The 12,525-nt window shown below is 55.7% G+C and carries 11 protein-coding genes and 1 pseudogene; all 12 read left to right on the top strand.

Annotation, left to right across the window (positions count from 1 at the left end; all coding sequences use genetic code 11):
• Nucleotides 1–218 (top strand): annotated as a pseudogene (locus FH08_RS0113160) (glyoxalase); the annotation flags it as partial.
• Nucleotides 219–511: 293 nt separating this feature from the next.
• Nucleotides 512–2,842, top strand: a complete 2,331-nt coding sequence (locus FH08_RS0113155; RefSeq protein ID WP_031358763.1) for a xanthine dehydrogenase family protein molybdopterin-binding subunit — start codon at nucleotides 512–514, stop codon at nucleotides 2,840–2,842.
• Entirely contained in the window at nucleotides 2,829–3,710 is an 882-nt protein-coding gene (locus FH08_RS0113150; protein WP_031358762.1) for an FAD binding domain-containing protein, read from the top strand. The genes FH08_RS0113155 and FH08_RS0113150 overlap by 14 nt, the downstream gene beginning before the upstream one ends.
• Nucleotides 3,707–4,183: a (2Fe-2S)-binding protein gene (locus tag FH08_RS0113145; protein ID WP_031358761.1), complete on the top strand. Its 477-nt coding sequence runs from the start codon at nucleotides 3,707–3,709 to the stop codon at nucleotides 4,181–4,183. The genes FH08_RS0113150 and FH08_RS0113145 overlap by 4 nt, the downstream gene beginning before the upstream one ends.
• Complete coding sequence (locus FH08_RS0113140) at nucleotides 4,173–4,973, top strand: CoxG family protein (protein ID WP_031358760.1); 801 nt, start codon at nucleotides 4,173–4,175, stop codon at nucleotides 4,971–4,973. The genes FH08_RS0113145 and FH08_RS0113140 overlap by 11 nt, the downstream gene beginning before the upstream one ends.
• 606 nt (nucleotides 4,974–5,579) lie before the next feature.
• Nucleotides 5,580–6,878, top strand: a complete 1,299-nt coding sequence (locus tag FH08_RS0113135) for an aromatic ring-hydroxylating dioxygenase subunit alpha (protein ID WP_035566064.1) — start codon at nucleotides 5,580–5,582, stop codon at nucleotides 6,876–6,878.
• A 157-nt stretch (nucleotides 6,879–7,035) separates the two neighbouring features.
• On the top strand, nucleotides 7,036–7,995 hold the full coding sequence (locus tag FH08_RS0113130; RefSeq protein WP_031358758.1) for a PDR/VanB family oxidoreductase: 960 nt from the start codon (nucleotides 7,036–7,038) through the stop codon (nucleotides 7,993–7,995).
• 294 nt (nucleotides 7,996–8,289) lie between these two features.
• Nucleotides 8,290–8,568: a DUF4148 domain-containing protein gene (locus FH08_RS0113120; protein ID WP_031358757.1), complete on the top strand. Its 279-nt coding sequence runs from the start codon at nucleotides 8,290–8,292 to the stop codon at nucleotides 8,566–8,568.
• Nucleotides 8,569–9,070: 502 nt separating this feature from the next.
• Nucleotides 9,071–10,114 (top strand): porin, encoded by a 1,044-nt coding sequence (locus FH08_RS0113115; RefSeq protein WP_051888234.1) that lies wholly within the window; start codon nucleotides 9,071–9,073, stop codon nucleotides 10,112–10,114.
• Between the two features lie 68 nt (nucleotides 10,115–10,182).
• Nucleotides 10,183–10,518: a BON domain-containing protein gene (locus FH08_RS0113110; protein ID WP_035566061.1), complete on the top strand. Its 336-nt coding sequence runs from the start codon at nucleotides 10,183–10,185 to the stop codon at nucleotides 10,516–10,518.
• 427 nt (nucleotides 10,519–10,945) lie between these two features.
• Nucleotides 10,946–11,245 carry a sigma factor gene (locus tag FH08_RS54350; protein WP_081889462.1) on the top strand — a complete coding sequence of 100 codons (300 nt, stop codon included), beginning with the start codon at nucleotides 10,946–10,948 and terminating at the stop codon, nucleotides 11,243–11,245.
• A gap of 106 nt (nucleotides 11,246–11,351) precedes the next feature.
• Nucleotides 11,352–12,344 (top strand): LysR family transcriptional regulator, encoded by a 993-nt coding sequence (locus FH08_RS0113105; protein ID WP_051888230.1) that lies wholly within the window; start codon nucleotides 11,352–11,354, stop codon nucleotides 12,342–12,344.
• Nucleotides 12,345–12,525 lie beyond the last annotated feature (181 nt).

Raw genomic sequence — 12,525 nt, 5'->3', positions numbered from 1 at the left:
CGTACTTCTGGTATTTCGACAATCCAGCCGGCGGGTTGATCGAGTATTACTCGGACGAGGATATCTTGACTTCGAAGTGGCAGCCGCGGGAGTTCGAGCCGAGCCCGACGATGTTTGCGGAATGGGCGATCGATGGCGGCCTCGATGGTCACACGCGCCGTCAGAAGAATGCCAAGGCCCCCGACGGACGCTTTATGACTGAGAAAGTGCCTGACTGAGCAATCGGAATGGATCTGCGCACGCGCTCGCAGGGGGCGTGTCGCTACGCGCGCAGGCGTGAATAAGAACAAGAAAAGGATTCGCTCTGCAGTGCTTTCAGGAGGTCCGCACGGATACGAGTTCTCGGACGTTCGGCAACCTTTGAGGGTCTTGCGGTGGTTGCTTGCCGGATTTTCGCTAGCAAGAATGAGTGGCCAACGGCGGTGCCGCACCCGGCCACACACATGCTGCGAGTCAACGGTGCATTCAGGGACAGCGTGTCCTTTAAGCCGCCGCTTCACTGGAGTCAGAAATGAAACAAACAACCATTGGCCATGAGACACCGCAGGTGACTGCGCGTGACAAAGTCATGGGCGTCGCGCTATACGGAGGCGACCTCAAGATGCCGGGGATGCTGCACCTCAAAGTGCTGCGAAGCCCGCACGCACACGCACGCATTGTGCATATCGACACTGCCGCCGCCCGTGCGCTTCCGGGGGTGCACCTTGTTCTGACGGGCGAGGACACACCTGAGCGTCTCTCTGGTGTAATGCATAAGCAACATCGCGTTCTTGCCACGGGCAAGGTGCGTTTTATCGGCGAAGAAGTGGTGGCCGTTGCTGCAGTGGACGAAGATACCGCAAAGGATGCACTCGATTTAATACGCGTCGAATATGAAGAACTGCCCGCTGTCCTGAACCCGGCACATGCCCTATTGCAAGGCACAATAGAAGTCCATCAAGGCACTGGCAACATCGCTCATGAATACGATATCTGCAAGGGCGACGTAGACAAGGCGTTCGAGACCGCAGTTGCCGTGTACGAAGCCACATATGAAACCCATTCTCAATATCCTGGCTATCTCGAGCCGATGGCTACAGTCGCGTGGGTGGGAAGCAATGACCGGCTGAACGTTTGGACTCCGACCCAAATGCCTTTTCTGCAGCGCATGCGGTTTGCCGAGGCGCTGGATCGCCCGGTTTCCAGCATTCGTGTCATTCAGGCGACCACCGGGGGTGGATTTGGGGGGAAGACGGTTGAGGAGTGCAATAGCCTCATTTGTGCATGGGTCGCGACAAAAACACGTCGGCCCGTCCGATTTCTGAACAGTCGCCTCGACGACTTTCAGGGGGCGAGAGCAAGCGTCCCCGAACGCATTTGGCTCAAGATGGGCGTGGATGCGCACGGTGTCATCGTAGCAAAGGACGTGCGAATCATAGCCGAATGCGGGGCATATGCAGGCTTGGCGCCGGAGGTACTGCAAGTGTCGGTGATGCGCAGTGACAACATGCATCACACGCTGAAGAACGTCAGGTCGCACGCCACGCTTGTCTACACGAACTGTCCGCCACGTGGTGCTTTTCGGGGCTTCGGCGGAACGCAGATGACCTTTTGCGTAAGTAGCCATCTGAGCGTTCTGGCGGACAGAATTGGCATGGATCCCATTGATTTGCACACGCTGAACGCGGTGAGGTCAGGTGATGTGACCGTGCATGGGTTCCAGGTCGGCAGCAGCGGCCTGACCGAGTGCCTGGCACAGGTGCGCAAGGAGATGGATTGGGACGAGAAGCGGCGCAGGTCCAAAGGAACTGGTTCTAAGCGCCGAGGCATTGGTGTTGGCGCTGCGATACATGTCAGCGGAAACCGGGCAATGGGCAATTGGGACGGCTCGACCGTCGTCCTCAAAATGAGTCCCGATGGCCGCGTCATGCTATTCACCGGAGAAGCGGACATAGGGCAGGGCGCGAATACGATGCTTGCCCAGATTTGTGCTCACGAGTTGTCGATACCGATCTCCCACGTGACCGTGATGGCCCTTGACACGGATTCGTCGCCCTATGGACTCGGTTCTGTCGCGTCACGGGTGACCGTCACGGCAGGCCCGGCGGCCATCAAGGCTTCAAAGGAGGTCCTTGGCAAGTTGCTCGCCTTGGCCGCTATCAAGCTCGGTGTGCCTGAAGCGAAGTTGCAATTCGAGAACGGCGAGATCTTTGGCGAATCGTCTGGCACATCCGAATCGGGACTTGTGCGAGTCTCTTATGGCGATCTCGCGCGCCTGCACATCTATCGACACGGCGGCGAAGGACTTCAGGTCACGGCGACCTATGATCCACCAACGGTGCTAGCGAACTCGGAACAGTACGGCAATGTCGCGCCCGCTTATTCGTTTGCAGCGCAAGGCGTCGAAGTTGAGGTGGACGTGGAAACGGGCAGAGTTTCGATTGTGGACACCTATATTTCTGACGATTGCGGTAAGGCGTTGAACCCCCTCGCCGTCCACGGCCAGAGCTGCGGAGCTGTCACGCAGGGCATTGGATGGACCCTCTATGAGCATCTCCATTACCAGGATTGCCAGTTGATGAACGGAAACTTTGCGGACTACACGATGCCGACCGCAGATTCAATTCCAACTATTCGATCGGGAATCATTGAGTCGATCGACCCCAATGGCCCCTATGGGGCCAAGGGCGCGAGCGAGACTTCCATCGTTCCGGGCGCGGGTGCCATCGCAAACGCTGTGTTCGACGCCATCGGTGTTCGGATCAATGCACTGCCGATTACGCCTGAAAAGATCCTTGCAGGGCTCGCCGAATTGAAGAAACTAGAGGTCAGCGAGACGGAGTCGGAACATGCGGGAGTTTGAGTATCTCGAGCCGACGTCGGTGCAAGAGGCATGCAAGATGTTGGTGGACCACCAGGACGATTGCCGGATGATCGCCGGAGGAACGGCGCTGATGTTGGCTATGCGCCAGAGGATGCTGAGCCCGGCGTATCTCATTGCACTTGGCAAGATTAGAAAGCTTCGCGGCGTGTCATACGATGAGAAGTTCGGTCTGCACATTGGTCCGCTGACCCTTCATGCCGAGGTCGCCCGTTCGAAGTTGATTGGCGATAAATTTCCGATGCTTGCAGAGATGGCGGCCCACGTTGCCAACCCGCAGGTTCGCAACCAAGGGACGATCGGCGGCAACTTGTGTTATGCCGATCCGGCGACGGATCCGCCGAGTTGCTTGATGGCGCTAGACGCGCGCGTCGTATTGGAAGGCGTTGGCAGACAGCGGGAATTGTCGATCGAGGAGTTTCTCGTCGACTACTACACGACGGCATTAGAGCCTGATGAGATCGTCACGGAAATACGCGTTCCGCCGGCCTCATTTACATCGGGCCGCCACGTGCGGTTTTTACGGACTGCCGCGGAGCATCGCCCGCTTGTCAATGTCGCAATCACCGTCACTCAGGCGGGAGGAGTTTGTCAGGGGGCGCGAGTCGTGGTTGGCGCGTCGACGCCGGTTCCGACCCGGGGACGGCGCTGCGAAACCTTCCTTGCGGGTAAGAGGGTGACGGCCGATGTGGCCGCCGAGGCGGCACATATCCTCGCGAGCGACATCGAACCCATATCCGACATGAGGGGTGCGGGCGACTATCGTCGCAAGATGATCGAGGTGGTCAGTCGCCGGTCACTTCAAGATCTGTTTGACGTACAAAACGCGGCGGAGGACGTTACATTGTGAGTAAGAGTTCGATTGACTTGGTAGTGAATGGCCAGGCGCATACGGTCGAAATACCGTCTCGCCGGTTGTTGTCCGATCTGCTTCGCGATGATTTGCATTTAACCGGCACGAAACGCGGATGTGAGACCGGCGTCTGCGGTGCGTGCACGGTGCTAATCGACGGCGATGCGGTGAAGTCCTGTTTGACGCTGGCGCTTCAGGCAACGGGACGTGAAGTGACGACTGTGGAGGGACTCGCACAAGACGGCGTTCTTCATCCGTTGCAGCAAGCCTTCATGGAGCACGGCGGTCTGCAGTGCGGATACTGTACGCCAGGCTTTCTGATGACTGCTTGCGCAATGTTAAACGACAATCCGAACCCGACGGAGGAGCAGGTGCGTGACGGCTTGAATGGAAATTTGTGCCGCTGCACCGGCTACGTGGGAATAGTGGAATCGATATTGGTTGCTGCGGAGAAGATGCGTGGACTTTGACAAGAAAGTTGTAATCGATGCCCCGATTTCACGAGTTTGGGATCTGTTGCTTGACCCGCAAGTCATGGCGGGATGTGTGCCGGGAACAGAATCCGTCGAGGTGCTCAGCGACGTCGAGTATCTGGCAAGCGTGAAGGTGAAGATTTCATTTATTGCCGCACGGTTCAAGATCAGAACTACTGTGCTCGAGACGAGGGCCCCCTACTACCTCAAAAGCGAAGGAACGGGCGAGGATTCGTCCGTGGGGAGCTCGCTCAAGCAGTCGAGCGAGTTGATGCTGGCGGAACAGTCTGACGGTCGCACCGAACTGACGATGAAGATCAAAGTCGAGGTTTTCGGCCGACTTGGGAGCTTTGGCCTGACGGTCATGAAAACGAAAGCCGACCGCATGTGGGAGGAATTTGGCGCCAATCTTAACGCCCGTGCTCGTGCTGGTACATCGCCATCCCTTGATGCATCATCGGTCGATGCGCCATCTGCATCGCTAGCCAATGGCGTTTCGTCCGGGCATGATGCTGCCCCGACACCTGAGGTGGCCGTGTCCGGCATATCGTCGTCACGCGATCGGTCGCTCGGAGCTCGGACTTCAGCAGTACCGGCTACGCCTAGAGCATCCTGGTGGACGAAATTGATGCCGAGCGCCCGAGGCAGTGGTGACTTGAATGATCTACAGAGGCTCTCCACCGACATCTACATTGAAGTGCAAAAAGGCGACGACACAGTAAGAGTGCTGTGGCCCGCGCAGGATTCGCGAGAATGCGTGGCGTGGCTCAAGGATTACCTGAAATAGCGATTGCGACAGAGCCGGACGAAGACGAAAAGTACTACTAGAAAGCACTTCGATCCGCTGTCTATTTTGAAAGCACTGATCGGCCTGGTAGCCGATCCAGTTGTGCTCGACATTTTCCTGTCAAGTTCATCCCCTCTCTCGCAATACAAATCCTGGCGAGAGAGGGTTTCGTCTCGCTGCCTGCATACGAAAAGATCCCGAAGGCGTTGTGCACGCGCTCCAGTGACTGGGCGATCATTGTCTGAACACGCTTCATCAGCGCATCGTTCGCGGCCCGTACTCTCGATTTTTCTCGCTGGCGAAGCCGGTGTGATTTCTTGCGATAAGAGCCGCCGTACGCGCGGCCTGCGTGGCATTTGAGTTTTTGTTGTCCACTAGTCCAAGGGAGGTATTCGCTGCCGTGGCGGGCGTGTGTCTCCTTATCGCTATATCCAGTGGAATATATCGACGATCCGCAACCCAAACGAATGTCCCGGTGGTTGTGGGCTATTTTTCGGCGAGTGAAGATTTATGCACACTCAGACGGGCGAGCCAGTACGCGGCTTGCGCCGTTGACGCGAGACATTCAAACGTTACGCTGAATCTATTATCCGAGGGTCGTCAAAAATGTTGAGCGAAGAAAAAAACAAACTATTGACTGAAGTTGGACTGGGCAAGCCGATGGGAGACTATCTGCGGCGGTATTGGCACCCGGTTGCAGGTGTGAGCGAGTTCGACGATAAAGCCGTTCGCCCGATTCGCCTGTTTGGCGAAGATCTTGTCTTGTATAAGGATTTGTCCGGCGAGTACGGACTGATGCAACGGCACTGCCCCCATCGTTCAGCGGACTTGGCGTTCGGTTACGTGGAGAAGTGCGGCTTGCGCTGCGCTTATCACGGCTGGGAGTTCGACAAGGCCGGCCAGTGCACGCACCAGCCGTACGAGGAAATCATCGATTCCGAAGCCAGGTTGCGCAAGAAAACCAAGGCCACCGCTTATCCGGTTCGGGCGAAGGCTGGGATGCTGTGGGTTTATATGGGGCCGATGCCTGCGCCTGAGCTGCCCGACTGGGAGCTTTTTAACTATAAAAATGGCTTCGCCCAAGTGGTGCTCGCCGAATTGCCGTGCAACTGGTTCCAGTGCCAAGAAAACTCCATCGATCCGATCCATTTCGAATGGACACACAATAATTGGACCGCGCGCCTGCAGGATCCAACTGCCGAATATGTCCCCACTCACCTCAAAGTTGAATACGAAGAATTCGAGTTTGGCTTCGTCTACAAGCGCTTGCGCGCAAGTGAATCTGAACACCACCCTCAATGGACGATCGGTCGAGTGACGCTATGGCCCAACGGCTTTTATCTAGGACACCACTTCGAATGGCGAGTGCCCATTGACGATCAAAATACCTTGAGTGTCATGTGGGTCTTCAGTCGTGTGCCCAAAGAACAGGAGCCGTATGTCCAGAAATCGATCCCTGCCTGGTATGGGCCGTTACACGACGAGAGCGGTGACTGGATCAAGTCGCACGTCGCGAATCAAGACTTTGCGGCCTGGTTCGGTCAGGGAAGAATCACGGACCGCACCCGAGAAACACTTGGCGCGAGCGACCGGGGCGTAATCATGATGCGAAAGCGGTTCTTCGAGGAACTGGAGGCGACCGCTCAAGGGAAGCTGCCCAAGGGCCTCATCACGGATGCTGCAAAAAACCAGAATGTAGTCTTGCCGTCCGCGTGTCGAGATGAGCTGATCAACGGTATGCCTCGCGCAGAGCAGGCTGCTCATCCCCTGCTGGGGCCTTTCCTGCTCGATTATATCGGCCAGTATGGCCAGCCGGACGCGGTTCGTGAGGCATACGAAGCGGCGATAGGGCAAAAAACGCAGAGGGCGAAGTATTTCGTTGTCCACGGAGCACAAGGTAATTGACTGAGTCGGCGCAGCTTTGTCAACGCATGCGCTGAAATTGCGAAGCATGAGCTGCTTGCGACCGTCTGCCTCCTGCTTCCCCCGATTTTAAATCCGTCGACGGACTCGCACCGTCGACATTTTCTATGCGCTGCCGCAACGCCGGCACCTTAAGATCATGAGCACCAAGCAAGCATTATCCGCACTCATACGCTCCCTGAGGCATGAGGCGGACGGCGTATTGAGCGTCGAACTCGTTCCTGGGCCAGGAGCGCATTTTCCCGGCTTCGAGGCCGGTGCCCATGTCGACGTACACCTTCCCAACGGTCTCGTGCGCAGCTATTCACTTTCCAACTCCTCCGCAGATATCGATCGTTATGTGCTCGGGATCCTGGAGGATCGGCAAAGTCGCGGAGGATCGAAGTACATTCATGCGAATTTCCGATGCGGAATGGCCGTAGCGATCGACGCTCCCCGCAATAACTTTCGGTTGGATGAGAACGCGGCGTCGTCTATCCTGATCGCCGGCGGTATCGGGATCACCCCGATTTTGAGCATGTATCGGCGGTTAATCCAATTAGGGCGGCCGGTAAAGTTAGTATATTGCGCTCGCAGCCGGAAGCAGGCCGGGTTCGTCGAACATTTGCTCGAGATGGGTGGTGACGTACTATTGCACTTCGACGACGAGCATGATGGCGCCCCAATCGATCTGCCTGCACTGCTCGAAAGGGAAAGTAAGGACGTTCACGCCTACTGCTGCGGGCCCGAGGTCATGCTGCGAGCGTTCGAAGAGGCCAGTGGTTTGGCTGGAATCGCGAACGTGCACGTGGAGCGCTTTGCTGCGGACCCGGAGATCAGGCGCACAGACGGAAACAGCTATGTCGTGGAACTTTCAAAGAGCGGAAAAACGCTCGGAGTGGAAGCTGGAAAGACGCTCCTGCAGACTTTGCTGGACGCCAATGTGTATGTGGATCACAGCTGCGAGGAGGGCGTATGCGGATCTTGCGAAACACGGGTCCTTTCCGGAATTCCCGATCATCGCGATTCAGTACTGAGCGCAGCTGAAAGGGCGGCAAACAAGAAAATCATGGTCTGCGTCTCTGGCTGCAAAAGCGGGAAGCTGATTCTCGACCTATAGCAGATCTGCGGGGGGCCTGATGCCGCTCACGCGCTATGTGTCTACGCCGTTGTTCGAGGAAGTCCACCTGACGGCGCAGCCAATTCGAATTGACGGGGGAGTGCCTCAGCCCGGTCGCCAGATCCGCAAGGCCTTCAAACGTTTTTACGTTGTTGCTGAATAAGGAACAATCTATCCCTCGCCAGCTATCTTCTCTTTCAATATCCATTCGGTAAACTGGCTTCATACCGTTACTACTACCGACCTGCGCTGATTACGGTATCCGAGCGGCGCAACCTTCTTTGGATGGATATGATGAAAAAGTTGATCTCTTGCTCTATGTTGGCCGCGTTCATCGGTGCTGCTGCCGTTCCCGTTTTTGCACAGACGCAGAGCGCCGCCGAGGTCACTCGTGCGCAGACCCGTGCAGATCTGGCCGCACTTGAGCGGGTCGGATACTACCCTGCATACGGCCACGGCCCGGATTATCCGCTAGACCTTCAGACCGCCGAGCGAAAAGTAGCTGCGCAAAAGGATGAAGAGGCTCAATATGGGTCGTCCGCCGGAGGTACCTCTGCCGTTGGATCGCGCTGATTTTGGCGGGGAGAATCGCAGTTTGTAAGCCCGCCGCTCACGTGGGAAGTTGCTCCAAACCTTCCTTCGCGGTGGGCAGCAAAGAAAAAAATCCGGTATCGCGCCGGTGGGACATGCCCTCGGCTTGACCTACAGCAGCAGGTCCTTTCTCATTCCGCATCACTCGTCTCTATCCCGTGCTGGTCGTCTATTTATGCGGCCTACACACGGCGACATGTTGTATTCCCCTTGATTTATCCGAAGTTGGACGCCGAGCAACCTATTCGGATGCTGCGGTGGTTGCCATACGTTTTTTCGCGCACAAAAATCTGTCGCATGCACGCAACTCACCGCGTGGCTCGTCAAAGCTGCTTTTTGCCATTTCTTTGCCTTTTCGTTTGTTCGATGCTGCGCCCTGCGGCCTACGGTGAAGCGTCGGTCGAAACTTAATGATCCCCGACTCGTGGTCCATGCGATCTGGCTTATAAGTAAGTATCCCTAACTGTACGACCCGCGAATTAAAATGAAAACCTCTCTCCTTATCGGCTTAGTCACCGCCTCTCTGAGTTTCCTGTCTAACGACGCTAGCGCTCAGTCGTCAGTTACTCTATACGGGATGATGGATCTGGGCGTTCAGTATCTGACGCACACGAATGCAAAGCACGACAGTACAGTGGGCCTCCAGTCCGGAAACGTGTATCCGTCAGACTTCGGTTTAGTTGGAAGAGAGGATCTTGGCGGTGGCTACGCTGCGGTCTTTAGGCTCGAGAGTGGAGTCAATCTTGCAAACGGTGCTCAGCAAAGCCCGACGTCGTTTTTCAACCGTAGTGCTTATGTCGGCATCACCTCACCCTACGGAACCTTCACCCTCGGGCGTCAGTACAAGATCATGTTTGACATGACGGTGTACTACGATCCGACTTTCATGGCTCAGTATTCACTCCTTTCGGCTGGCCTGATTCCTCAGACAAGTGGGGTGACAAATGCAATCAAATATAAGTCGCCAACGGTCGCTGGCTTTAGTGGGGAGGCTGAATATTCTTTCGGTCAAGAACAGCCTGGGCATATGGCGGCTGGTACATACATGGCTGCGGGTCTGGACTATCAGTTCCGCTCTTTCTCGACCCGTGTAGTGTATGAGCAAACCCGAGGAAGCGTTGCCGCGCCTGTCGATACGTCATCGCAAATCGACAAGCGCTTTAGCGCCGCTGCGAAGCTCCGGATTGGCACAGCGACTTTGTTTGCCGGGTATCTCAATGTGAACGGGGCCTTGCATCTCTCGCCCGTTGGCAACATGTATTGGGGCGGTGCGTTTTACCAGATAACGCCCGCGTTCGGTTTGTCCGCATCGGTTGAGCACTACCAGACACGCCAGGAACTTGGAAACCCAAACTGGTTCATCCTGGAAGGGACGTACAACATTTCGAAGCGCACGTCGCTCTATGCTTTCGCCGGCTATCTCGATGTCAACGGAGGCAGGAATTTCACTCTGAATTACTTGGACACGACGTCCCCGGGCAACCTCAACCAGACCGGCGTGATCGTAGGAATTCGACACCAATTCTGATGACCTGCGATGCGAGGTGACATCGCCTTTTCTTTAAACAGGTTCTTTAAACGTATTAGGGGTGAAACATGACTAAAAGCATGTTGGCGGCGATTTACTTGTTGAGTTGTTTTCTTCTTCCAAACACGGTGTTTGCGCAAGGGCCGGGTTCCGCTGTATCGGCATCCGTTTCGAGCAAGGCGGCCAACAGGACGCTGGCCAAGTCGGTGCGGCGCGCTCTAGGTCGTGTCAAAGGCCTTGATCCGACGCGTGTTTATGTAAGGGCGAATGGCGGTGAGATCACGCTCTCTGGGTCTGTCCGCAACCAGATGCAAATTGACCTTGCTGAGAGTACAGCGAAGTCCGTGGTGGGCGTTTCGTCTGTCAGCAACAAGATTACAATCTTCAACGAAGGCGGAGACTAGCCTCGGGCCAAGTGGAGTCGTTCCCGGGTATGAGACTCAAATCCGAGTCGGATGTTATCTCAGGCGAGGTCAAGACTGAGCACATTCACCCGCGGTTCGCAGATCATGGCATGGGAGCTGGTGCGGCAATCGTGGGACTCGCGGTTCGAGAGGAACAGAGACACTCCAAAATATGCGCTGGATGCAAAGTCATAGGCCAGGCCAATTGGACACTTGGCTTCCAAAGCCAAGTGCAAGCTTCTCGACCGTATCTCATAGTGTCGCGAAAACAATTCGAAGCACGACACCTCAAGCCTTGCTGATCCTGTCACACATCCGTTTGGATGTATGACGTAACCCGATCATTCGATGGAGCGAAGTGCCCCTGGGATCCAGCGTTTTGTGAAAGACCGACTGAGGGCGCTCTTCGTTGCGGGTAATGTAGGGGATGTGCTCGCCTACCGCATGTTCCTTTGATGAATTCGCGGGTCATTTGCGTGAATGTCTTAGGAGACAATTTGACTATCTTCAAGACGATATCAAGGACATTGTGCAAGAAATCCTGCTTGCCTTGCACGACAACCTACACACCTATAGGTCTGACAAGCGCCTGACCAATTGGGTGCACCCGCGTGCATGCTATGTCGTGACGGACTTTTTTGCGGCGCGAGATCGCGGTGCGAGACAATCGCCGATCACATCAATATTTTCACTATTCCCGGAGAGGATCCGGGCGGGATACCAGTGATGTTGACTATATCTTTGGCCAGATCGAACAGATGGTTGCTGGCTTACTCGCCGGACGCAGCTTCCGATTGTCCGGCGATTGGCGATGATCCGACCGATACCTGGAAATGCACCTCGCATTGCTGTTCGGTCGGTATGCCCGCCGACTATTATGGGGCGACATTGTGCATGCGAAGGGTGACGGAATGGACCTGATAGAATCGATGACGATCTTCGTCGGGGTCGCTGAAGCCGAGGGCTTTAACCGCGCTGCGGGAAAGTTGGGGTTATCGAAATCGGTCGTAACGCGCGCAATCGCGCAGCTGGAAGCCCGCTTAAATGTCCGCCTTCTACAACGCACTACCCGTCGGGTCACTCTCACCGATATTGGTGCTACCTACCTTAATGAATGTCGCGAGATACTGGAGCATATTGCCTCGACCGAGGCGAACGTCAGTAAAAGCAACGCTGAAACCAAGGGAGAACTGCGGATTGCTGTTTCAACATCCTTTGCGCTCGAGCGATTGCCGCCTTTTCTGAAGGCCTACGCGGATCTGTACCCGGAGGTCGATCTTCGACTGACGTTGCTCGATCGCGAGATCGACATAGTGGATGAAGGATTTGATCTCGCGATCGTTCCTGAACGGTCGATCATGTCCGGGACATCGATTGTCAGGATGCTTGCTAGTTATTCGAACGTCGCAGTGGCTTCGCCAATCTATGTTCGTGCTGCACAATTTCTGGAAGATACGCCGTTGAGTCTGGAGCGGCATGTATTCATTGGACGGGCGATTGATGCGAAAGGCAGGAGCGTGACCCTTGCCGCGGGAGATGATGTCCATACCATTCACCTGACGCCGCGCTTCACGGCTAACAATTTGCTAATGGTACAGAGAATGACAATGACTGGGATGGGGTTCTCGCTGCTTCCCCAATCGTTAATTGAACGTGAACTGGTATCTGGCAGCTTGGTGCGCTTGTTGGCGCACTATGCTATCGCCGAGGACGAGAGCAATATCTGTATTGCCTATCCAAGTCGGAAATACATCCGCGCGGTCGCGCGAACCTTTATCGATCACATATTAAACTGGCCGCCCCTTGTGCCGAGCTGCCCGTCATAGCTTCTGGTCGATCTGGGCGTCAACAGCACACAAGCAAGCGTTCTCCTGATGCTCGCGTCCGCACAATTTCTTCATAAAACGCACCTGCACGTCAGTACGGCATATACGGCAGCGCAGTTACGCGCACGGCCGACCAGCTCGAGCTAAGGCAATTGGTGAGGCGACAGCACTGCATCACTGA

This window comes from Caballeronia sordidicola, assembly GCF_000729995.1.
In the GTDB taxonomy this organism is placed as follows: Bacteria; Pseudomonadota; Gammaproteobacteria; order Burkholderiales; family Burkholderiaceae; genus Caballeronia; species Caballeronia sordidicola_A.
The sequence above is the reverse complement of the archived record's forward strand: the minus strand, read 5'-3'. Positions and strand labels throughout refer to the sequence as shown.

Coding starts and splice junctions, on each gene's coding strand:
- FH08_RS0113120 (WP_031358757.1), top strand. CDS start 8,290: ATGAAAAAGTTGATCTCTTGCTCTATGTTGGCCGCGTTCATCGGTGCT.
- FH08_RS0113155 (WP_031358763.1), top strand. CDS start 512: ATGAAACAAACAACCATTGGCCATGAGACACCGCAGGTGACTGCGCGT.
- FH08_RS0113150 (WP_031358762.1), top strand. CDS start 2,829: ATGCGGGAGTTTGAGTATCTCGAGCCGACGTCGGTGCAAGAGGCATGC.
- FH08_RS0113110 (WP_035566061.1), top strand. CDS start 10,183: ATGACTAAAAGCATGTTGGCGGCGATTTACTTGTTGAGTTGTTTTCTT.
- FH08_RS0113130 (WP_031358758.1), top strand. CDS start 7,036: ATGAGCACCAAGCAAGCATTATCCGCACTCATACGCTCCCTGAGGCAT.
- FH08_RS54350 (WP_081889462.1), top strand. CDS start 10,946: ATGTGCTCGCCTACCGCATGTTCCTTTGATGAATTCGCGGGTCATTTG.
- FH08_RS0113135 (WP_035566064.1), top strand. CDS start 5,580: ATGTTGAGCGAAGAAAAAAACAAACTATTGACTGAAGTTGGACTGGGC.
- FH08_RS0113105 (WP_051888230.1), top strand. CDS start 11,352: ATGCACCTCGCATTGCTGTTCGGTCGGTATGCCCGCCGACTATTATGG.
- FH08_RS0113115 (WP_051888234.1), top strand. CDS start 9,071: ATGAAAACCTCTCTCCTTATCGGCTTAGTCACCGCCTCTCTGAGTTTC.